This window comes from Nocardioides sp. zg-DK7169 (assembly GCF_013155365.1).
In the GTDB taxonomy this organism is placed as follows: domain Bacteria; phylum Actinomycetota; class Actinomycetes; order Propionibacteriales; family Nocardioidaceae; genus Nocardioides.
Map to the genome: position 1 here is coordinate 328801 of NZ_JABJRA010000003.1, position 19988 is coordinate 348788.

General features: G+C 72.6%; 22 protein-coding genes and 1 riboswitch. Of the genes, 6 read left to right on the forward strand and 16 right to left on the reverse strand.

The features are described 5' to 3' along the window. Positions 1-71: 71 nt before the first annotated feature. From HOQ23_RS06640 to HOQ23_RS06650, 3 genes are all read left to right on the forward strand, one after another. A complete protein-coding gene (locus tag HOQ23_RS06640; RefSeq protein WP_172213015.1) occupies positions 72-1604 on the forward strand; it encodes a TldD/PmbA family protein in 1533 nt (510 codons plus the stop codon). Beyond that, on the forward strand, positions 1601-2995 hold the full coding sequence (locus HOQ23_RS06645; RefSeq protein ID WP_172213017.1) for a metallopeptidase TldD-related protein: 1395 nt from the start codon (positions 1601-1603) through the stop codon (positions 2993-2995). The genes HOQ23_RS06640 and HOQ23_RS06645 overlap by 4 nt, the downstream gene beginning before the upstream one ends. Positions 2996-3407: 412 nt before the next feature. Next, positions 3408-4157, forward strand: coding sequence for an Ig-like domain-containing protein (locus HOQ23_RS06650; protein ID WP_172213019.1), 750 nt, complete (start codon positions 3408-3410; stop codon positions 4155-4157). Between the two features lie 32 nt (positions 4158-4189). Here the strand turns inward: HOQ23_RS06650 and HOQ23_RS06655 are convergent, their stop codons facing one another. The 16 genes from HOQ23_RS06655 to HOQ23_RS06730 form a co-directional block, all read right to left on the reverse strand. Beyond that, a complete protein-coding gene (locus HOQ23_RS06655; RefSeq protein ID WP_172213021.1) occupies positions 4190-5161 on the reverse strand; it encodes an NAD(P)-dependent alcohol dehydrogenase in 972 nt (323 codons plus the stop codon). Continuing rightward, positions 5161-5388, reverse strand: a complete 228-nt coding sequence (locus HOQ23_RS06660) for a helix-turn-helix transcriptional regulator (RefSeq protein ID WP_172213023.1) — start codon at positions 5386-5388, stop codon at positions 5161-5163. The genes HOQ23_RS06655 and HOQ23_RS06660 overlap by 1 nt, the downstream gene beginning before the upstream one ends. Continuing rightward, positions 5382-5807, reverse strand: coding sequence for a hypothetical protein (locus HOQ23_RS06665; RefSeq protein WP_172213025.1), 426 nt, complete (start codon positions 5805-5807; stop codon positions 5382-5384). Before HOQ23_RS06665 ends, HOQ23_RS06660 begins: the two co-directional genes overlap by 7 nt. A gap of 131 nt (positions 5808-5938) precedes the next feature. After that, positions 5939-8761 carry an aminomethyl-transferring glycine dehydrogenase gene (gcvP, locus tag HOQ23_RS06670; RefSeq protein WP_301539719.1) on the reverse strand — a complete coding sequence of 941 codons (2823 nt, stop codon included), beginning with the start codon at positions 8759-8761 and terminating at the stop codon, positions 5939-5941. Positions 8762-8927: 166 nt separating this feature from the next. Next, positions 8928-9038, reverse strand: a riboswitch (glycine riboswitch). A 113-nt stretch (positions 9039-9151) separates the two neighbouring features. After that, a complete protein-coding gene (locus HOQ23_RS06675) occupies positions 9152-9718 on the reverse strand; it encodes a MerR family transcriptional regulator (RefSeq protein ID WP_172213030.1) in 567 nt (188 codons plus the stop codon). Between the two features lie 219 nt (positions 9719-9937). Further along, complete coding sequence (locus HOQ23_RS06680) at positions 9938-10411, reverse strand: bifunctional nuclease family protein (RefSeq protein ID WP_172213031.1); 474 nt, start codon at positions 10409-10411, stop codon at positions 9938-9940. Between the two features lie 73 nt (positions 10412-10484). Beyond that, a complete protein-coding gene (locus tag HOQ23_RS06685) occupies positions 10485-11183 on the reverse strand; it encodes a MerR family transcriptional regulator (RefSeq protein ID WP_172213033.1) in 699 nt (232 codons plus the stop codon). A gap of 52 nt (positions 11184-11235) precedes the next feature. Then, positions 11236-11754 carry an FHA domain-containing protein gene (locus HOQ23_RS06690; RefSeq protein WP_172213035.1) on the reverse strand — a complete coding sequence of 173 codons (519 nt, stop codon included), beginning with the start codon at positions 11752-11754 and terminating at the stop codon, positions 11236-11238. Between the two features lie 130 nt (positions 11755-11884). Continuing rightward, entirely contained in the window at positions 11885-12271 is a 387-nt protein-coding gene (gene gcvH / locus HOQ23_RS06695) for a glycine cleavage system protein GcvH (RefSeq protein ID WP_172213037.1), read from the reverse strand. 61 nt (positions 12272-12332) lie between these two features. Further along, positions 12333-13148 carry a DUF881 domain-containing protein gene (locus HOQ23_RS06700; protein ID WP_172213039.1) on the reverse strand — a complete coding sequence of 272 codons (816 nt, stop codon included), beginning with the start codon at positions 13146-13148 and terminating at the stop codon, positions 12333-12335. Further along, positions 13141-13473, reverse strand: a complete 333-nt coding sequence (locus tag HOQ23_RS06705) for a small basic family protein (RefSeq protein ID WP_172213041.1) — start codon at positions 13471-13473, stop codon at positions 13141-13143. The genes HOQ23_RS06700 and HOQ23_RS06705 overlap by 8 nt, the downstream gene beginning before the upstream one ends. After that, positions 13470-14384 carry a DUF881 domain-containing protein gene (locus tag HOQ23_RS06710; protein WP_172213043.1) on the reverse strand — a complete coding sequence of 305 codons (915 nt, stop codon included), beginning with the start codon at positions 14382-14384 and terminating at the stop codon, positions 13470-13472. Before HOQ23_RS06710 ends, HOQ23_RS06705 begins: the two co-directional genes overlap by 4 nt. Next, on the reverse strand, positions 14377-14991 hold the full coding sequence (locus tag HOQ23_RS06715) for a CDP-alcohol phosphatidyltransferase family protein (RefSeq protein ID WP_172213044.1): 615 nt from the start codon (positions 14989-14991) through the stop codon (positions 14377-14379). Before HOQ23_RS06715 ends, HOQ23_RS06710 begins: the two co-directional genes overlap by 8 nt. Before the next feature lie 106 nt (positions 14992-15097). Further along, positions 15098-16147 (reverse strand): hemolysin family protein, encoded by a 1050-nt coding sequence (locus HOQ23_RS06720; RefSeq protein ID WP_172213045.1) that lies wholly within the window; start codon positions 16145-16147, stop codon positions 15098-15100. Beyond that, positions 16144-17505, reverse strand: coding sequence for a hemolysin family protein (locus HOQ23_RS06725; RefSeq protein WP_172213046.1), 1362 nt, complete (start codon positions 17503-17505; stop codon positions 16144-16146). The genes HOQ23_RS06720 and HOQ23_RS06725 overlap by 4 nt, the downstream gene beginning before the upstream one ends. A gap of 163 nt (positions 17506-17668) precedes the next feature. Beyond that, on the reverse strand, positions 17669-18124 hold the full coding sequence (locus HOQ23_RS06730) for a hypothetical protein (protein ID WP_172213047.1): 456 nt from the start codon (positions 18122-18124) through the stop codon (positions 17669-17671). Positions 18125-18243: 119 nt separating this feature from the next. Here HOQ23_RS06730 and HOQ23_RS06735 point away from each other — a divergent pair, with 119 nt between their 5' ends. From HOQ23_RS06735 to HOQ23_RS06745, 3 genes are all read left to right on the forward strand, one after another. Beyond that, a complete protein-coding gene (locus HOQ23_RS06735; protein ID WP_172213048.1) occupies positions 18244-18390 on the forward strand; it encodes a hypothetical protein in 147 nt (48 codons plus the stop codon). A 261-nt stretch (positions 18391-18651) separates the two neighbouring features. Continuing rightward, positions 18652-18822 (forward strand): hypothetical protein, encoded by a 171-nt coding sequence (locus HOQ23_RS06740; protein ID WP_172213049.1) that lies wholly within the window; start codon positions 18652-18654, stop codon positions 18820-18822. Next, positions 18795-19949 carry an HNH endonuclease signature motif containing protein gene (locus HOQ23_RS06745; RefSeq protein ID WP_172213051.1) on the forward strand — a complete coding sequence of 385 codons (1155 nt, stop codon included), beginning with the start codon at positions 18795-18797 and terminating at the stop codon, positions 19947-19949. The genes HOQ23_RS06740 and HOQ23_RS06745 overlap by 28 nt, the downstream gene beginning before the upstream one ends. The last annotated feature ends 39 nt before the right edge of the window (positions 19950-19988 follow it).

Below are 19988 nucleotides of genomic sequence, written 5' to 3' on the forward strand. Positions count from 1 at the left end.
CTACCGACCGGGCGCGACGGGCGGACTCATCGCGCACGCCGCGAGGGGGTGCGCTCGGGTAGGTTCGCGCCATGACCGGCCCGACCCCGCTGGACCCGACCTTCACCGCGCTGCCCTACCGCGGCCTGGGCGAGACCGCCCTGCAACGGGCCCGCGACCTGGGCGCGACGCACGCCGACTTCCGCTTCGAGCGGGTGCGCTCCCAGGTGCTCTCGGCGCGCGACGGCGTGCTCCAGGGCGCCCACGACCGCGAGGACCTCGGCTTCGCGGTCCGCGTCGTGCACCGCGGCGCGTGGGGCTTCGCGTCCGGCGTCGTGCTGACCCCGGAGGAGGCCGTGCGGGTCGCCAGCGAGGCGATCGCCGTCGCTGAGCTGTCCGCCGCGATGACCCCGGCGCCGGTCGAGCTCGCCCCCGAGCCGACGCACCGCGACGTCACCTGGGTCGGTCCCTGCGAGACCGACCCGTTCGCGACCCCGCTCGCCGAGAAGGCCGAGGTGCTCATCGACTGGACCCAGCGGCTGCGACGCGGCGCGGACGTCGACCATGCCTCGGCGTACCTCCTGCAGGTCCACGAGAACAAGTACTACGCCGACACCGCCGGCACCCGCACCACCCAGCAGCGGGTCCGGGTGCAGCCCGGGTTCGAGGCGATGGGCACCGTCGGCGACACCTACGACTCGATGGCGAGCATCGCCCCGCCCGTCGCCCGCGGCTGGGAGTACGTCGCGGGCAGCACCGACGCCGGAGCCTGGGACTGGGACGCCGAGCTCGACGAGGTGCCCGAGCTGCTCTCCGAGAAGCTGCGCGCGCCCGGGGTCGTCGCCGGCGAGCACGACCTGGTGATCCACCCCTCCAACCTCTGGCTCACCATCCACGAGTCGATCGGCCACGCCACCGAGCTCGACCGCGCGCTGGGCTACGAGGCCAGCTACGCCGGCACCTCGTTCGCGACCCCGGACCTGCTCGGCACCCTGCAGTACGGCTCCCCGGTCATGAACGTCACCGGCGACCGCACCGTCGAGCACGGCCTGGCCACCATCGGCTACGACGACGAGGGCGTGGAGGCGCAGTCGTGGGACATCGTCCGGGACGGCGTGCTGGTCGGCTACCAGCTGGACCGGGCGATGGCCGCCGCGATGCCCGAGCTCAACGACCTCCGCTCCAACGGCTGCGCCTATGCCGACTCCCCCGGCCACGTGCCGATCCAGCGGATGGCGAACGTGTCCCTCCAGCCGGCTCCCGACGGCCCGAGCACCGAGGAGCTGATCGGGCGCGTCGAGCGCGGGCTCTACGTCGTGGGCGACAAGAGCTGGTCGATCGACATGCAGCGCTTCAACTTCCAGTTCACCGGGCAGCGCTTCTTCGAGATCCGCGACGGCGAGCTGCGCGGCCAGGTGCGCGACGTGGCCTACCAAGCCACCACCACGGACTTCTGGGGGTCCATGGAGGCGGTCGGCGGCCCCCAGACCTGGGTCCTGGGCGGCGCCTTCAACTGCGGCAAGGCCCAGCCCGGCCAGGTCGCCTCGGTGAGCCACGGCTGCCCGAGCGCCCTGTTCCGCGGCGTCCGCATCCTCAACACCACCGACGAGGCAGGCACCCGATGAGCAGCTCCCTCTCGCCCCAGTCCTTCGTCGAGCACGCCCTCGCCACGTCCGGCGCCGACGACTGCGTGGTCCTGGTGCGCACCACCGCCTCGGCCAACCTGCGCTGGGCCAACAACACCCTGACCACCAACGGCGTGACCCGCGGCGTCGAGGTCACGGTCATCTCCTTCGTGCGCACCCCGGACGGCACCGCCACCGGCTCGGTCACCGGCACCGCGACGCTGGCGGCGCAGGTCGCCGAGCTGGCGCGGGCCGCGGACGCCGTCGCCCGCGCCGCCTCCCCGGCCGAGGACGCCGCGCCGTTGGCCGGCGACGCCGTCTCCGCGGACTGGGACGAGGCCCCCGCCGCCACCGACATCGGTGTCTTCGGGTCCTTCGCGCCCGCCCTGGGCACCGCGTTCGGCCACGCGGCCGCGGCCCGGCGGGGGCTCTACGGCTTCGTGAGCCACGAGGTCACCACGACCTACCTCGGCTCGAGCACCGGGCTGCGCCTGCGCCACGTGCAGCCCACCGGGCACTACGGCGTCACCGGCAAGAGCGCGGACCTGACCCGCAGCGCCTGGGTGGGCGGCGCCACCCGCGACTTCGCCGGTGTCGACGCCCTCGCCCTCGACGACGAGCTGGCCCGGCGCCTGTCCTGGGCCGAGCGGCGCGTCGAGCTGCCCGCGGGGCGCTACGACACGATCCTGCCGCCCAGTGCCGTGGCCGACCTGATGATCGACGCCTACTGGTCCGCCGGGGCCCGCGTGGCCCACGAGGGCCAGTCGGTCTACAGCAGGCGCGGGGGCGGGACGCGCATCGGCGAGCGGATCGCCCGGCCCGGCGTGCACCTGCTCTCCGACCCGGCGTACGACGGGCTGCAGGCGGCGCCGTTCGTGATCGCCACCAGCTCGGGCAACGAGTCCTCGGTCTTCGACAACGGCCTCCCACTGCACCGCACCGAGTGGATCCGCGACGGCGACCTGGCCGCGCTGCTCCAGACGCGGCACTCCGCGGCGATGACCGACCAGCCGCTCACCCCGGCCATCGACAACCTGGTGCTCTCCGTCGACGGCGCCACCGGGTCGCTGGACGACCTCGTCGCCGGGACGGAGCGCGGCCTGTTGCTGACCTGCCTGTGGTACATCCGCGAGGTGGACCCGCAGTCGCTCCTGCTCACCGGCCTGACCCGCGACGGCGTCTACCTGGTCGAGGACGGCGAGGTCACCGGTGCGGTGAACAACTTCCGGTTCAACGAGAGCCCGATCAGCATCCTGGACCGGTTCACCCACGCCTCGGCCACGGTGCCGAGCTTCAGCCGGGAGTGGGGCGAGGACTACTTCTCGCGCACCGCCACCCCGGCGCTGCGGGTCCCGGACTTCAACATGTCGAGCGTGTCGCAGGCTCTCTGAGGACGCCGGTCGGCTGAGGTCGCCGGCCGGGTGTCGCCGGCCGGCCGAGGTCGCCGGCTGGCCGTCGGGTGTCCTGGCGCGGCGCATCGATTGGTCACGAACGGCATCGGAAAGCCCCGGAACATTGTCGTTGGGGACCAAACGTGGGGTGCCGGGCTGCTGAATGCCGGCGGCCGGCGTACGAACGCTGAGGTGCCGCATCCTCGGGCCACCAGCTCCACGATTGGTCACGAACGACACCGAAAACCCCCGAAACACTGTCGTTGGGGACCAAACGTGAGGTGTCAGCCCGCCGGCGCGACCGAGCCTGTGACGCGGCGCACCCGAGGAGCTCGAACGATCCCCGGACGCCGACAGCAGCCCGCCGTAGCGTGGCCTGGTTCACAGCGGCAACACCACACCCAGGAGTCCCATGCGCCACCAGTCCGTCCGCAGCGTCAGCCGAGCGGCGGTCGGCGTTCTCGCCGCCGCCACGATGCTGCCCTTCATGAGCTCGCCTGCACACGCGGAGCCCAACAACGCGCCCGTCGCCGGCGACGACGCCGTCACCGTCTACGCGACCGGCATGAAGTACCTCGACCTGCTCGCCAACGACACCGACCCCGACGGCGACGAGCTCGCCGTGTGCCGCATCGACCGCTCGCCGGCCCGCCAGGTCCTGTTCGCCGCCCAGGGTTCGCTCAGCTCGCTCAGCGTGGCCGACCTCCTCGGCCTCGACGAGGACGAGCTCGACGAGCTCGGCCCGCTCGCCGAGCCGGGCTTCGCCCTGGTGGCCACCGGCCCGAAGGCCCGCGGCACCCACCGGTTCACCTACTACGCCTGCGACCGCACGGTCCTCACCCCGGCGACCGTCACCGTCACGGTCCTGCCTGCCCCGAAGGTCACCGTCCGCAAGGTCGCCGGCAAGCCCGGACGCCTGCGGGTCACCAACCCCAGCACCCTGCCGATGCGCTTCAGCTGGCAGCGGGCGGGCGCGAACCACCACACCCTCCCTGCGCTCCCGCTGCGGGGGTCCTCCGCCAAGGGATCCGGCGTGGTGCGCGTGCCCGCCGGTGCGACCCGGACCGTGCACGTCAAGGGCCCCGTCGTGCGCTGGGAGGCGTACGGCCGCAACGCCGGCTTCATGGTCGAGGGACGGGTCCGGGGCATCCACACCCGCTGACTACCGCCGCTCCGCACGCGGCTCAGTCGGAATCAGCCAAGGGAGAGCACAGTCTTCGCCCGGGCGTGACCGCTGCCGACGTGCGCGACGGCCGCCGCAGCGTCCTCGAGCCGGAACGTGCGGTCCACCACGGGTCGGACCTCGCCCGCGTCGATCAGTCGCGCGAGGCTGACGAGGTCCGCCCTGCTCTGCCGGGCCGTCAGCGGCACCAGGCGCTGGCGGAGCATTGGCGACCAGAGCAGCGCCCGCAGCTGGCGGTCGAAGCCCTGGAGCAGCCTGCCGCTGCTCGCCTCGCCCCCGACCAGCACGAGCACGCCGCTCGGGGACAGGGCGCGGCGGAGACGAGTGAGCGTGCGGTTGCCGGCGGTGTCGATGATGGCGTCGTACGCCGCGCCCGGCGGCGTCGGGTCGGTCCGGGTGTAGTCGACGACCTCGTCCGCGCCGAGGGAGCGCACGAAGTCGGCCTTGCCGGTGCTGCAGACCGCGGTGACGTGCGCCCCCTGGGCCTTGGCGATCTGCACCGCGAAGGCGCCCACGCCGCCTCCGGCGCCGAGCACCATCACCCGCCGGCCGTCGACGTCGCCGGCACTGCGCACCGCGGCGAGGGCGGTCTGTCCCGAGATCGGCACCGCCGCCGCCTCCTCGAAGGTCAGCGCCGTCGGGAGGGGAGCCAGCCGGCTGGCATTGGCGACGGCGTAGTCGGCGAAGCTGCCCCGGCCGGTGCCGTGGACCGCGTCGCCGACGGCCAGGCCGGTCACCCGCCGGCCCACAGCGGCGACGACACCGGCCAGGTCCATGCCGACGACGGGGTGACGCGGCCGGCGGAGGCCGAAGCCGAGCCGGACGGCGTACGGCAGGCCGGTCACCACGTGCCAGACACCGGGGTCGACACCGGCGGCCCGCACCCGGACCAGGACCTCGTCGTCGCGCGGCTCCGGGACCGGCGCGGACCCGACCCTCAGCACCTCGGGCGGCCCGTACCGGTCGTGGAGGATCGCCCTCATCACTCCTCCTCTGCTGCGGGGTAGTCGAAGACCTCGGTCACGGGGACGCCGAACACGGCCGCGATCTGGAAGGCCACCTCCAGGGACGGTGAGTAGCGCCCCTGCTCGATGGCGATGACGGTCTGGCGGGTCATGCCGATGCGGCGGGCGAGCTCGCCCTGGGACATCTCCCCGTGCTCGGCCCGGAGGGCACGCATCGAGTTGGTGACGCGGGTCGGCTTCACCATCCCAGGAATCCCCGGCGGTAGGCGACGATCTTGGCCGCCGAGGCCACCACGGCGGAGAGCGTGAACCCGAGGTAGAGCACGTTCGCGATCCAGAAGGTGTCCCAGCGAGCCAGGGCCATCGCGAGCGCGGCGACGCCGCCGAGGACCAGGAACGACTGGCCGATGTACTGGCCGGCGCGGTGGATCTCGATGTCTCGCCGGTCCGTGCGGCTTCCGGCGCCGACCCCGATGCCCGCCACCACGTTCAGCACGATCCCCGCGAGGATCGAGCCGGCGACGCTCCAGATCAGCGCTGCGGCGTACGGGACCGTCGCCGCCGACGCCTCGGCCAGCCCTGGTCCGACCCGGCCCAGGTAGACGGCGTAGGCGCCGAGTGCCACCACCGCCATGATCCAGGCCCGCTTCTCCTCGTACGCCATCTCTTCCTCCGGTCAGCGAGCAATGTCAAGAATTCTTGACATCGACACCGTAGGGGTGGCGTCCGGGAGGTGTCAAAGATCTTCTACTTCCGGCTCGCCTAGAATGACATGGAGCGGTAGTCCGAGCACCCTCAGTCCGCGAACGCCTCCGGCGGCGGGCAGGAGCAGACCAGGTTGCGGTCGCCGTACGCCTGGTCGATGCGGGCCACGGGGGGCCAGTACTTGTCCGGGTCCGGGCCGGTCGGGAAGGCGCCGACCTCACGGGGGTAGGCACGGTCCCAGTCGCCCAGGACCGCGGCGGAGGTGTGCGGGGCGTGGCGCAGCGGGGAGTCCTCGACGCTCCACTCCCCCGCGGCCACCCGCTCGATCTCGGCGCGGATGGCGATCATCGCCTCGCAGAACCGGTCGATCTCGCCGAGGTCCTCGGACTCGGTGGGCTCGACCATCAGCGTGCCCGCGACGGGGAACGACATGGTCGGGGCGTGGAAGCCGTAGTCGACCAGGCGCTTGGCCACGTCGTCGACGGTGACGCCCGTGGCCTTGGTGAGCGGGCGCAGGTCGAGGATGCACTCGTGCGCGACCAGGCCGTTGTGGCCGCGGTAGAGCACCGGGAAGTGCTGGTCGAGGCGGGCGGCGACGTAGTTGGCCGCCAGCACCGCGGACGCCGTCGCACGGGTCAGCCCGGCCGCGCCCATCAGCCGCACGTAGGCCCACGAGATCGGCAGGATCCCCGCCGAGCCGTACGGCGCCGCGCTGATCGCGCCGATGCCGTCGCGGCGCGCGGGGTCGGGGTGCATGCCGTGCGAGGGCAGGTACGGCGCGAGGTGCGCGCGCAGCGCGACCGGCCCGACGCCCGGGCCGCCGCCGCCGTGCGGGATGCAGAAGGTCTTGTGCAGGTTCAGGTGCGACACGTCGCCGCCGAACTCGCCGGGCTTGGCATAGCCGAGCAGCGCGTTGAAGTTGGCCCCGTCGATGTAGACCTGCCCGCCGTGGGCGTGCACGATCTCGCACAGCTCGGTGACGGTGTCCTCGTAGGCCCCGTGCGTCGAGGGGTAGGTGACCATGATCGCCGCGAGGTCATCGGCGTGCGCCGCACACTGGGTGCGCAGGTCGTCGAGGTCCACCGCGCCGTCCTCGCCGGCCTTGACCACGACCACCCGCATCCCGGCCATCACCGCCGAGGCGGCGTTGGTGCCGTGGGCCGAGGACGGGATGAGGCACACGTCGCGCCCCTCCTGGCCCTGCGCCCGGTGGTAGCCGCGGATCGCCAGCAGGCCTGCGAGCTCGCCCTGGGAGCCGGCGTTGGGCTGCACCGAGACCCGGTCGTAGCCGGTCGCCTCGGCCAGCCAGCCCTCCAGCTCCGCAACCAGGCGGTGGTAGCCCTCGGCGTCCTCGACCGGCACGAACGGGTGCAGGTCGGCGAAGCCCGGCAGCGAGACCGGCTCCATCTCGGTGGTCGCGTTGAGCTTCATCGTGCACGAGCCGAGCGGGATCATCCCGCGGTCCAGCGCGTAGTCGCGCGCCGAGAGCCGGCGCAGGTAGCGCAGCATCTGGGTCTCGCTGCGGTGCGCGGAGAACACCGGGTGGGTGAGGTACGCCGTGGTGCGCGCCAGGCCCGTGGGGAGGGCGGCCAGCGGCTCGACCTCCTGCGCCGGGACGCCGAACGCCGCGTGCACCGCGCGCAGCGTCTGCGGCCCGCTGACCTCCGAGAACGACAGCCCCACCGTGTCGGCGTCGACCAGGCGCAGCTGCAGGCCGTCCGCCCGTGCGGCCGCGACCACGTCGGCGGCGCGGCCCGGGACCACGACGCTGAAGGTGTCGAAGAAGGTGTCGGTGGTGATCTTCAGGCCCGCGGCGGCCAGCGACCCCGCGGCCCGCGCGGCGAGCTCGTGGGTGTGCCGCGCGATCCCGCGCAGCCCCTCGGGGCCGTGGTAGACGGCGTACATCGACGCGACGACCGCCAGCAGCACCTGCGCGGTGCAGATGTTGGAGGTCGCCTTGTCGCGGCGGATGTGCTGCTCGCGCGTCTGCAGCGCCAAGCGGTACGCCGGGCGCCCGTCGGCGTCCACGGAGACCCCGACCAGGCGGCCGGGCAGGTGCCGCTCGAGCCCCGCCCGCACCGCCATGTACCCGGCGTGCGGCCCGCCGTGGAACAGCGGCACCCCGAAACGCTGGGTGGTCCCGACCGCGACGTCGGCGCCCAGGGTTCCCGGCGCCTCCAGCAGCGTGAGCGCCAGGAGGTCAGCGGCCACCACGGCCAGGCCACCGCGCGCGTGCGCGGCCTCGATCGCCGTGCGAGGGTCGGTGACCCGCCCGGACGCGCCGGGGTACTGCACGAGGACCCCGCAGACCTCCTCGATCCCGTCGGGCAGTCCGTGGGCGACGTCGGCCACGACGACCTCGACGCCCATCGCCTCCGCACGGGTGCGCACCACCTCGATGGTCTGCGGCAGCGCGTCGGCGTCGACGACGAACGGCCCGCTCGCCGTGCGGTTCGCGCGGCGTACCAGCGTCATCGCCTCGGCCGCCGCCGTGCCCTCGTCGAGCAGCGAGGCGTTGGCGGTCGGCAGCCCGGTGAGGTCGCCGACCATGGTCTGGAAGTTCAGCAGCGCCTCGAGGCGGCCCTGGGAGATCTCCGGCTGGTACGGCGTGTAGGCGGTGTACCAGCTGGGGTCCTCCAGCACGTTGCGCCGGATCACCGGCGGGGTGATCGTGGCGTGGTAGCCCAGCCCGATCATCGCCTCCCCCGGCCGGTTGGCAGCGGCAAGGGCGCGCAGCTCGTGGGCCACCTCGTGCTCGCTGAGCGCCGGCGGCAGGTCCAGGGCCGCGGCGCTGCGGATCGCGCCGGGCACGGCGGCGTCCATCAGCTCCTCGAGCGAGGCGTGCCCCACGCGGGCCAGCATCGTCGCGACCGCGTCGGCGGACAGCCCGATGTGGCGGTCCTCGAACGGCAGCGCGCCGTGCAGGTCGGGAAGCCCAGCGAGCCCGGTCGGCTCTGCGGGGGCGGGACGGGACGGCTCGGCGCTCACGGGGGCTCCTCGGATCGACAGATCGGGTCGCCTCCCCCTCTGTCACCCCGCCCGCCGGCCACCTCGCCGGGGTCGTTCGCTCCAGAGTCGCCTGGTTCGCACGGTCCGGGTGCCTGAGAGGTTCCGGGGAGGAATTGCCCCTTCGGCGCTTCGGCGTCACGCCGTGGTGGCCGCGACCTGAAGACTCTCCCGTGCGGGTTCGTCAGCCCGATCAATCTAGCAGCCCGACCGGCGCCGGCCGGGGTGTCCGGACGGCGGAACGCCCCCGCAGCCGGTGGCTGCGGGGGCGTCTCGGAGGATGCGTGTGGCTCGGCGTCAGCCGATCCTGCGCGCCCGACGGGCGGCGAGCTCGTCGCCGGCCGACGAGGAGGGGTCCTCGGAGGTCCGTTCGCTCGGCAGCTCGGCGAGGGTGCCCTCGATCTCGCGCCAGACACCGCCGATCGCGATGCCGAACACACCCTGACCGCCCTGGAGCAGGTCGATGACCTCGTCGTTGCTCGTGCACTCATAGACCGACGCGCCGTCGCTCATCAGCGTCACACGGGTCAGGTCGTCGGTGCCCCGCTCACGCAGGTGGTGCACCGCGGTGCGGATCTGCTGCAGCGAGATGCCCGCGTCGAGAAGGCGCTTGATGACCTTCAGCAGCAGGATGTCGCGAAAGGAGTAGAGCCGCTGCGTGCCGGAGCCGCTGGCGCCTCGGACGGTCGGCTCGACCAGGCCGGTGCGGGCCCAGTAGTCCAGCTGCCGGTAGGTGATCCCGGCCGCGCTGCACGCCGTCGGGCCGCGGTAGCCGGTGTCACTGGGCAGGGTCGAGACGTCGTCGTTGAAGAGGAGCCCCTGCTCGCCGGCGGCTTCGGCCGCCCGCGCGACATCGGGACTCATCTCCTGTTCATGCTCATTCACACGGTCCTCCGTGGGTCTACTCCGTTGTGCGTAACTGCCAGGGGAAGGCGCTGTCGTCGTGCGGGCACGGCGACAACGGTGGAGTTACAACAGAGACAGTTCAAGGTACGGCCACGGGCTGGACCGGTCAACGAGCGAGGCGGCGTGTCGCCGACCCTCACCTTGCGCATGAGGGTGAGGGATCTCATCCCTCACGGCTCACCCCTCGTGGGCGTCGAAGTCCTCGGGAGTCACGTGGTCGAGGAACTCGCGGAACTTCTCGACCTCGTCCTCCTGCTCGGCCGGGACGGCCAGTCCGGCCTCGTCCAGCACGGCCTCGGAGCACAGGATCCGGGTGCCGGTGCGCAGCGCCAGCGCGATCGAGTCGGACGGGCGCGCGCTCACCTCGACCCCCGAGGCGAAGACGAGGGTCGCGAAGAAGACGCCGTAGCGGACGTCGGTGATGCGGACCTCGCTCAGCTCGTTGCCGGTGGCCTCGAGGACGTCCTTGAGCAGGTCGTGGGTCAGCGGCCGCGGAGGGACCACGCCCTGCTGGGCGAAGGCGATCGCCGTCGCCTCCACCGCGCCGATCCAGATGGGCAGGTACCGCTCACCCGACACCTCGCGCAGCAGCACGATCGGCTGGTTCGACGGCATCTCGACCCGGACACCCATGACATCGACTTCGCGCACGGCTTCAGCCTACTCCGCGGGTGATGGGTCCCGGCCCGGCACGGCCCTCGCGGACCACCGGGCCACACATGGACTAGCTCGAGCGCAGGGCGCGCTTGACGAGCGTGGCGTGCAGGCGCACCGAGAGTGCCGCGATCTCGGCGACCGCCTCGTCCGCGCGCTCCCGGGCCGCGGCGTCGTGGGCGCGCCGGTGCGGGGCCACGAGCTGCTCGACCAGGCCCACCTCGCGGTCCGCGGCGTTCTTGAACGCGCGCAGGTGGCGCGGCTCGAGGCCGAAGTCGGCCAGCTCCCGGGCGGTGCGGGCGACCACCAGGCAGTCGGTGTCGTAGTGGCGCGAGCCGGCGCGGCGCCCTACCAGGCCGTACTGCTCGAGCTCCTCGAGCAGCTCCTCGCTGATCCCGGCGATCTTGATCAGCTCCAGGCGCGAGAGGCGTACGTCGTCGCGCCGGGTGAACGACTCCGGGCTCGGCAGCCCGTCGGGCGACAGGGCCACGCTCGGCACGGTCGGGACGACCGGCTCGATCGGCGGCGGCTCCAGGCCGCGGTCGAGGGCGTCGAGGTGCTCGCCGATGACCTTGAGCGGCAGGTAGTGGTCGCGCTGCATGCGCAGCACGTAGCGCAGCCGCTCCACGTCGGCGTGGGAGAACTTGCGGTAGCCCGCCGGCGTCCGCTCCGGCTTGATCAGCCCCTTGTCCTCGAGGAAGCGGATCTTCGGGATCGTGACGCCGGGGAAGTCCGGGCGCAGCAGGTCCAGCACCTGCCCGATGTTCATCCGGGCGGGGGCTGCGCCCGCGGCACCTCCGGGAGCCGTGGCCGCCAAGGCGTCAGGCGCTCTCGTGCCCGGAGAAGAAGACCAGCCGGTACTTGCCGATCTGGACCTCGTCGCCGTCGCTGAGCCGCACGTGGTCGATGCGGTCGCGGTTGACGTAGGTGCCGTTGAGGCTGCCGACGTCGGCAACGGTGAAGCTGTCGCCGTCCCGGGTGAACTCGGCGTGGCGGCGCGACACGGTCACGTCGTCGAGGAAGATCTCGCTGTCGGGGTGACGGCCCGCGCTCACCACGTCGGTGTCGAGCAGGAACCGGCTGCCGGAGCCGGGGCCCCGCTGCACGACGAGCAGGGCGTGACCGGCGGGCAGCGCGTCGACGGCGGCGGCGTCCACCGGGTCGAGCTGGCGGTCGGATGTCTCGGACTTCTCTGCCGGGACACCGATCTGGATGGTCGCCGTGGACTCGCCGGCGGACTCGCCGCCAGGCGCCTCGACACTCACCAGGCGGGTGCCGCACTGGGCGCAGAAGCGGGCGTCGTCGGGATTCTGCCTGCCACACGCGGTGCAGAACGGCATTCGGTCATCCTCCGGGGTCGTGGTCCCCCAACCCTCAAGGACGGGTCGAGGTTGACGGTTGTCAGAACCTACCAGCCCGGCCGGGTCGATCAAGCCGGAACGTCCGGCCCCGGGCACCCGGCCGGCTGGGTCAGCCTTCGAGCGAGTCGGCGTACGTCGTGGCGTCGAGCAGGTCGTCGAGCTGGGCGGGGTCCGAGGGCACGACCTCGAAGAGCCAGCCGCCGGCGTAGGGGTCGCTGTTGACCAGCTCGGGGGTGGCGTCGAGGGCCTCGTTGCGGGCGACCACCTCGCCGCTCACCGGGGCGTAGATGTCGCTGACCGACTTCGTCGACTCCAGCTCGCCGCACGGCGTGCCCGCGGTGATGATCTCGCCGACGACAGGGAGGGAGGCGTAGACGATGTCGCCGAGCGCGTCCTGGGCGAAGTGGGTGATCCCGACCCGCACCGACCCCTCGTGCTCGCCGGGACGGCGCACCCACTCGTGCTCGCTGGTGTAGGTCAGGTCGTCGGGGTACACGGGTGCTCCTCGCGTCGGGTGCGGGTGGGGTGTCGCGCGTGCCACAGGCCGTGGCCGCACGTTACTGCTCCGGCGCAGGCTGCGCGTACTCCGGATCCGTCGGGCGGCGTACCGCCTCGATGTCGATCGAGGTGCGTTCCTCGAACGTCAGCGTGCCGCCGGCGCGCTCGACGTTGTCGCGCGGGCCGTCGTAGAAGGTGAGCGCGTTGGCGAGGTTGTCCGGCTCGCCGATGACGTCGAAGACGTACGGCGCGGTCACGACCTGGCCGTCGATGCTCATCCCGCCAGGGGCGTCGGCGAAGTAGCTCTGCGCGACCAGGCGCACCTGGCCGTTGACCTGCATCGCCTCGGCGCCGGCGGTCCGCAGCTCCTGGACCATGTCGACCAGGTCGCTGGCCCCGACGGTGCCGTCCTCCTCGGTGATCGTGATCCGCAGCCCCGGGCCGGTGACCGGCACCAGCCCGGCGAGGATCGAGAGGACCTCGGCCTCCTGCTGGGCCTGCTCCAGCGCGGTGGCGCGGCTGGTGGTGTCGGAGCGCAGCTCCGCGCGGGTCTCCTCGAGGCGCTCGATCTCGGCCTGGGCGCGCTGGCTGGTGCTGGACAGGCCGTTGAGGACGTCGATCAGGTCCTGCTCGCGGTAGCCGGCGAAGGAGTCCTCCACCTCGTTCTGGCGCACCTGGGTGACGGTGGCGAAGGCGAGCAGCGCGAGCAGGATCGCCACGACCGTCTGGCCCCGCGAGGGCCGCACCAGGGCGTTGCGCAGCCGTTGGCGACCGCTCGGCGGCGCCGGCGGCTCCGGCCTGCTCGTCGGCCTCGGCCGGTCCGGCTGCTCCGGCGGCACGGGCCCGGACCCGCCGGGCGTGGACCGCTCAGGCATGGAACAGGTGCCGGCGGATCGCGGCGACGTTGGAGAAGATCCGGATGCCGAGCACGACGATGACGCCCGTCGAGAGCTGGCCGCCGACCCCGAGCTTGTCGCCGAGGTAGACGATGCCGGCCGCGATCACGACGTTGCTCAGGAACGACACGACGAAGACCTTGTCGTCGAAGATCCCGTCGAGGTACGCGCGCAGGCCGCCGAAGACGGCGTCCAGGGCGGCGACGACCGCGATCGGCAGGTAGGGCTCCAGCGCCAGCGGGACGTCCGGTTCCAGGACCAGGCCCAGGACGATGCCGATGAAGAGCCCGAGAGCGGCAATCACGATGAGTTCTCCTCGTCCTTGCGGTTCGGACGTTCGTTGGCCGCGCCCTCGGTGGCGGCGACCAGGCGTTTGACGGGGGCAGAGGGAAGCGTCATCTCCTCGACGTCCTCCATCTCGAGGGTGAAGCCGTACTGCGACATGAGGGCGGTGTACTGGTCGAACGTCGAGGTCTCGACCAGGTTCGCCTGGAGCGTACGCGGGTCCCCGATGGCCTGGAGCGTGTACGGCGCCCGGATCGGGGTGAGGTCCACGTTGATCGCGCCGCCGGAGTTGTTGATCGAGGTGAGCACGCTCAGGCGGCGCCCGTTCAGGCTGACCGCCTCGGCGCCGGCGGCCCACAGTCCGTTGATGAGCAGGAACAGGTCGTCCTTGCGGAGCCGCTCGACGGCGCTCTCCGCGTCGTTCGCGACCAGCCGCACGCCGGGGCCGACGACGGGCACGAACCCGGTGCGCGACTGAAGCCGGCGCAGGTTCGACGTGCTCGACTGCAGGGCGGCGCTGGTCCGGGCCAGCTCGTCCTCCAGCTCGGCGTTCTCGACGCGCACGGCGGCGGCCTGCTCCTGCAGCGAGGAGAGCTCGGCGCGCTGGTTCTCGATGCGCGCGACCAGGGTGTTGTGGCTGGCGTCGTCGATGTCGGCGTTGCGCGAGGTCTGCACCGCGGCGGTGGTCACCAGGATGCCGAAGACGGTGATCACGACGACCGCGATCACCTGGGGGCGCCGCTTCGAGGGGGCGGCCTTGTCACCCGAGAGGACGCGCCTCTCGGCGGCCAGCACGTAGTCCTCGTCGAGGGACTGCTGGGTGATCAGGGTGAGGAGGGGCAGCGTGACCCGCGCCGGCGGCCGAGGGGCCGGCGCCGGCCGCCGGGGGGCCGGCGTCGGCGCGTGGTCTCGCCGGGGCTCCTCAGCCATCGCGGACCGCCGTACGACGTTCGGTGGTGCGCAGCAGGGTCCGCACCTGCCACGCGTAGAGCAGCCCGGCCCACCAGTACAGCCCGATGCCCCAGAACGCGAACGCCCAGCCGAAGACCTGCGCCAGCGTCGCGACCACGCCGTCGCCGTCGCCCAGGAGCAGCAGCGGGAAGGCGTAGAGCAGGTTGAAGGTGGCGGCCTTGCCCAGGAAGTGCACCGGCAGCGCGTGGTAGCCGCGGGTGCGCAGCAGCGGCACCAGCCCCCACAGCAGCAGGTCGCGCAGCGGCAGCAGCACCGCCACCCACCACGGGATGATGTCGCGCATCGCGAGGCCGACCACGACGGCCAGGATGTAGAGCCGGTCCGCGATCGGGTCGAGCAGCTGGCCCAGCACGGTGGTCTGGTCCAGCCGCCGCGCCAGCCACCCGTCGGCGAAGTCGGTGGCCCCGGAGACCATGAGCAGGACGAGGGCCCAGCCGTCGGCCTCGGGCCCGAGCACGAGCCACAGGAAGACGGGGACGCCGGCCAGGCGGAGCATGCTGAGCACGTTCGGCAGGGTCCACACCCGGTGGACCCGCATCGTCTCTTCCGCCACGTAGACCTGCATCCTCGTCGCTGCTGCTGGGAACGTCCTCACCCTATCGGCAGCGCCGCGCGCTGCCGCCGACCCCTGCGCCGAGAGGCGGCCCGCCACATGGCGGGCCGCCCCGCGCTCAGACGGTCTCGTCGGAGTGCACGGCGTCGCGGATCTCGCCGATCAGCTCCTCGATGACGTCCTCGAGCGTCGCCAGGCCGACGGTGCTGCCGGTGGTGTCGACGACCCGCGCCATGTGCGCCCCGCGCCGCTGGAGCTGCTCGAGCGCGTCGTGCAGCAGGTCGTCGGCGGTCACCGGCGCGAACGGCCGGATCCACTTGTCCTCGACCGGGCGCAGCCGGCGCTCCTCGTCGGGCTCCAGCACGTCCTTGATGTGCAGGTAGCCCATCAGCTCGCCGGTGTCGGACTCCACGGGGAACCGGCTGAAGCCGGTCGCCGCGCACAGCGCCTCCACGTCGGCGGCGGTCGAGCCGCGTCGTACGGTGCTGAGCGACTCGGCGGGCATCAGGACGGCCGCGACGGTCTTCTCGGTGAAGCCGAGCGCACCGGCGAGCCGGTCGTACTCGTCGGCCTCGATCAGGCCCTCCCCGCGCGACTCCTCGACCAGCGCAGCGACCTCCTCGCGGGTGAAGCTGGAGCTGATCTCGTCGCGAGGCTCCACGCGCATCGTGCGCAGCACGCCGTTGGCGACCGCGTTGAGCACGACGATCACCGGCTTGAGGACGGTGACGATGCCCAGCAGCGGCGGGCCGAGCACCAGCGCGGCCCGGTCGGGACCGGCGATGGCGATGTTCTTCGGCACCATCTCGCCCAGCACGACGTGCAGGAACACCACGATGCCCAGCGCGATCACGAAGGCGATCGGGTGCACCAGCTCGTGCGGCACGCCCAGGGCGTCGAAGCCGGGCTCGAGCAGGTGCGCCACGGCGGGCTCGCCCACAGCACCGAGCAGCACCGAGCAGACGGTGATGCCGAGCTGCGCGCCCGCCATCATCAGCGAGACGTTCTCCATGGCGCGCAGGGTGGTCCGCGCGACCCGCGAGCCCTCCCGGGCGCGGGGCTCGATCTGGCTGCGGCGCGCGGAGACGAGCGCGAACTCCGCGCCCACGAAGAAGGCGTTGAGGCCCAGCAGGACCACGGTCAGCAGGACGGCTGCCCAGTCGCTCATCGCTGCTCCTCCCCCGCCGGCGTGCCCTCGAGCAGCCGCATGCTGAGCCGGTCGATCCGCAGCCCGTCCATGTGCTCGACGCTGAGCAGCGCGAGCTGCTCGCGGGTCTCCTCCTCGTCGGTGCGGACCGGGACGGGGACCTCGGCCACGTCACCGCGCGACGGCACCCGGCCGAGCACCTTCAGCACCAGTCCGGCCACGGTGTCGTAGTCCTCCGCCTCCGGGAGCTCGATCCCGGTGAGGTCCTCGACCTCGTCGGGGCGCAGCAGGCCGGAGACGATCCAGCTGCCGTCGTGGCGCTGCCGCGCCCGGGCTCCGAGCCGGTCGTGCTCGTCGGCGATGTCGCCGACGATCTCCTCGATGACGTCCTCGAGGGTGACGATGCCGGCGTGCCCGCCGTACTCGTCGAGGACGACGGCCATCTGGAACCCGTCCTTGCGCAGCAGCGCGAGCAGCGGGTCGAGGCGGATCGAGTCCGGCACCACGACCGGGCGCACCATCAGGTGCTTGATCCGGGTGGTGGCCCGCTCGTGGAGCGGGACGGCGACCGCGTGCTTGACATGGACGGTGCCGACCACGACGTCCTCGGCGTCGAGCACCGGAAAGCGGGAGTGACCGGTCTGGCGGGCCAGGTCGATGACGGCGCTCGCGCGGTCGTTGACCTCGAGGGTGTGGGTGCGCACGCGCGGGGTCATGATCTCGCCGGCGGTGCGGGTGCCGAACTCCACGGAACGCTCCATCAGCTCCGCGGTGTCGGCGTCGAGGGTGCCCTCGTCGGCCGAGCGCTGGATCAGCGAGGCCAGCTCCGAGGAGCTCCGCGCCGAGCGCAGCTCCTCCTGCGGCTCGACGCCGAGACGGCGTACGAGCGCGTTGGCGGAGTTGTTGAGCAGCCGGATCGGCAGCTTGTTGATCGCGGTGAACATCCGCATCGGGCCCTGGGTGGCGCGCGCGGTCTCCAGCGGCCGCGCGATCGCCAGGTTCTTGGGCACCAGCTCGCCGAAGATCATCGTCATGATCGTGCTGAGCACGAGGCCGATGGTCAGCGCGAGCGGGGACACGGCGCCGGACGGCGTACCGAGGTCCTCGAGCGGATCGCGGATCAGGTCCGCGATGGCCGGCTCGGCGAGGAATCCGATGCCGAGGTTGGTGACCGTGATGCCGACCTGGGCCCCGGAGAGCTGGGTCGAGAGCTGGCGCAGCGCCGTCTGGACGCCGCGGGCGGACACGTCGCCGTCGGCCACGGCCTGCTCGACCTTGTTGCGGTCGACCGCGACGAGGGAGAACTCGGCGGCCACGAAGATGCCGCAGGCCGCGACGAGCAGCAGCGCGCCCACCAGCAGGATGAGTGAGGTCGTCATGTGGGCTCTCCGCAGGGGGAGAGCCGACTACTTTGAGAGCCGTCCATGGGTGGTGCTTGGGGTCCTTTGCAGATCCGGGGCGCGACGCGCGCGAACAGGCGAGGGATCAGTGTACGGCGCCGCGGCCGGCCGCGCCGCCCGAGCGGCCCGACCGACGTCCCGGCTACGCGTCGGGGTCGTTGAGGTCGATGTCGCAGCTCTCCTTGGCGTGCTCGGTGATGGCGTCGCCGGACTCGTTGATCCCGTCACCGACGCTCTGGAGCTCCTCGCCGAGCGCCATGAGGTCCTCCTGGCTGACGCCCTCGGGCAGCTCGCCGGACTCCGACATCTGGTCGAGGTCCTCCATGTTCACGCCGGCGTCGTCCATCGCGGACTCGAGGTCGTTGAAGGCCTTCTCGATCGTCTCCCAGTCGTCGGCGACCTCGTCGGGGGCCGAGTCGGCCAGGTCGCTGGTGACGTCGCGGAAGTCATCGAAGGAGTCGATGTCGCCCGACCCGACCGCCGAGAACTCCCCGCGGGCGTCGCTCAGGGTGTCGCAGTAGTCGTCGCCGCCCCCGCACCCGCTCAGCAGGCTCGTGCCCAGGACCGCGGTCGCCGCCAGGATGCCGATTCGCTTCACGTTCACTCCTCCTCGTCGTCGCTCCCCCGGCGGCCGCGGTTGCGGTCCGGCGCGACGGACGTCACCATCCCACTGCCGGACCGGCGCGAAACGTCGCCGCCGATGGGTACTGCTCCCCCATGGGACTGTGGAAGAAGGCAGCCAGCCTCGCGCTGGCCAAGAAGGTCTACGACGAGGCGCGCAAGCCCCAGAACCAGGCACGCCTGCGCAGCGCGACCTCCCGGGTCCAGGACGAGGTGGCCAAGCGGAGGCGCCCGGCACGCTGAGGCCCACCGGTCTAGTCGGCCGTCGGCAGAGCGGGGCGCCGTTGGCCGGATAGCTCGCCGCGAGGCGAGCCGTGCGCCGTGGGTCGAGCCTGTCGAGACCCGCGAGGCGTGGGGTGTGATGTCTCAGACATACGTGCGACGTCGGGCTCGTGGGTCGGCTTCCCGGGGTCGGCCGTCGCCGAGGTGGCGGACGCCGTGAGGTGGGCGGGTGCCTTGGGGAAAGACCATTGAGCTCGAACATGTGTTCGAGTAGACTGAGGCATGGCCTCCCCGGATCTCCCCGACTGCGACACCCCGGCCGCCGTGCTGGCGTTCGCGCGGCGCCGCCGGGCCGCAGCCCAGGCCGCGGAGGTCGACGTGCTGGGGGCCGCCCTGGTGTGGGCGGCGATGCACCCCGGCGGTCGGTGTCTCCGACCCCGACCGCCGGGCTGATGTTCGGGGAGCTGGCCGTCCCGCTCGCGGGCGAGGGCACCCCGCTGGTCGCGGAGTTCGCGCCGATGGAGCTCGGCGCCGCACTCGGTCTCTCGACCGACTCCGCGAAGTCGCTGATCGGGGACGCCCTCGAGCTGGCCCACCGCCTCAAGCGGACGTGGGCCCTCGTGCAGGCCGGCGAGGTGCCCGCCTGGAAGGCCCGCCGAGTCGCCCAGCTGACCACCACGCTTCCCCTGGCCGGAGCCGACCACGTCGACCGCCACCTCTCCCCCGTCGTGGGCAAGATCGGCTTCGCGGCCATCGGACGCCTCGTGGATCACGCGAAGGCGCTCTTCGACCCCGAGGGCGCCGAGAAGCAGCGCCGTCAGGCAACTGACGGGCGCCGGTTCGACGTCCACACCGAGGCCGCCGACTTCGACGGGACGGTCCAGGTCGAGGGCACCCTCGACCTCGCGGACGCACTCGACCTCGACGCCGCGATCCGCCAGGGCGCCCAGGAGCTCGCCGCACTGGGCTCGACCGAGTCGCTGGACGTCCGCCGCTCCCGGGCCGCCGGCGAGCTCGCCCGCCGCCAGCTCACCCTCGACCTGATGGGCGACGCGGGCGACGGGACCACTGCGATGGTGAAGCCCCGCCAGGTCGTCATCCACGTCCATCTCTCCCACGCCGCCATCAGCCGCGACGAGGCGGGCATCGCGCGAGTCGAGGAGACCCGCTCCATCGTGTCCACCGACCAGGTCCGCGACTGGTGCACCGGCGACGCCCAGGTCGTCATCAAGCCCGTCATCGACCTCGACGCCCACCACCACACCGACGCCTACGCCGTCCCCGACCGGCTGGTCGAGCAGACCCGTCTGGCCCAGCCGACGTGCGCCTTCCCGTGGTGCGAACGCCCGGCCCGCCGCTGCGACACCGACCACGTCGTCGCCCACGGCGACGGAGGCCCGACATGCAGCTGCAACCTGGCGCCGCTCTGCCGGCGACATCACCGGGCCAAGACGCATACGGGTTGGACGTACGACCGGACCGATGCGGCGACCTATCTCTGGCGATCCCCACACGGCCTCCACCTGGTCAAGGACGGCGGCGCCACCCGCCTCCTCAGCGCGCACCCGCCCGACGCGTAGACCCCCGACCCCCAGGATCGACACGGGAGGCAGGGCGAA

Excerpts from the sequence above, each read along its gene's own strand:
- HOQ23_RS06640 (WP_172213015.1), top strand. The coding sequence starts at position 72 with ATGACCGGCCCGACCCCGCTGGACCCGACCTTCACCGCGCTGCCCTAC.
- HOQ23_RS06645 (WP_172213017.1), top strand. The coding sequence starts at position 1,601 with ATGAGCAGCTCCCTCTCGCCCCAGTCCTTCGTCGAGCACGCCCTCGCC.
- HOQ23_RS06650 (WP_172213019.1), top strand. The coding sequence starts at position 3,408 with ATGCGCCACCAGTCCGTCCGCAGCGTCAGCCGAGCGGCGGTCGGCGTT.
- HOQ23_RS06655 (WP_172213021.1), bottom strand. The coding sequence starts at position 5,161 with ATGAGGGCGATCCTCCACGACCGGTACGGGCCGCCCGAGGTGCTGAGG.
- HOQ23_RS06660 (WP_172213023.1), bottom strand. The coding sequence starts at position 5,388 with ATGGTGAAGCCGACCCGCGTCACCAACTCGATGCGTGCCCTCCGGGCC.
- HOQ23_RS06665 (WP_172213025.1), bottom strand. The coding sequence starts at position 5,807 with ATGGCGTACGAGGAGAAGCGGGCCTGGATCATGGCGGTGGTGGCACTC.
- HOQ23_RS06675 (WP_172213030.1), bottom strand. The coding sequence starts at position 9,718 with ATGAGTCCCGATGTCGCGCGGGCGGCCGAAGCCGCCGGCGAGCAGGGG.
- HOQ23_RS06685 (WP_172213033.1), bottom strand. The coding sequence starts at position 11,183 with ATGAACATCGGGCAGGTGCTGGACCTGCTGCGCCCGGACTTCCCCGGC.
- HOQ23_RS06690 (WP_172213035.1), bottom strand. The coding sequence starts at position 11,754 with ATGCCGTTCTGCACCGCGTGTGGCAGGCAGAATCCCGACGACGCCCGC.
- HOQ23_RS06700 (WP_172213039.1), bottom strand. The coding sequence starts at position 13,148 with ATGCCTGAGCGGTCCACGCCCGGCGGGTCCGGGCCCGTGCCGCCGGAG.
- HOQ23_RS06710 (WP_172213043.1), bottom strand. The coding sequence starts at position 14,384 with ATGGCTGAGGAGCCCCGGCGAGACCACGCGCCGACGCCGGCCCCCCGG.
- HOQ23_RS06715 (WP_172213044.1), bottom strand. The coding sequence starts at position 14,991 with ATGCAGGTCTACGTGGCGGAAGAGACGATGCGGGTCCACCGGGTGTGG.
- HOQ23_RS06720 (WP_172213045.1), bottom strand. The coding sequence starts at position 16,147 with ATGAGCGACTGGGCAGCCGTCCTGCTGACCGTGGTCCTGCTGGGCCTC.
- HOQ23_RS06725 (WP_172213046.1), bottom strand. The coding sequence starts at position 17,505 with ATGACGACCTCACTCATCCTGCTGGTGGGCGCGCTGCTGCTCGTCGCG.
- HOQ23_RS06735 (WP_172213048.1), top strand. The coding sequence starts at position 18,244 with ATGGGACTGTGGAAGAAGGCAGCCAGCCTCGCGCTGGCCAAGAAGGTC.
- HOQ23_RS06740 (WP_172213049.1), top strand. The coding sequence starts at position 18,652 with ATGGCCTCCCCGGATCTCCCCGACTGCGACACCCCGGCCGCCGTGCTG.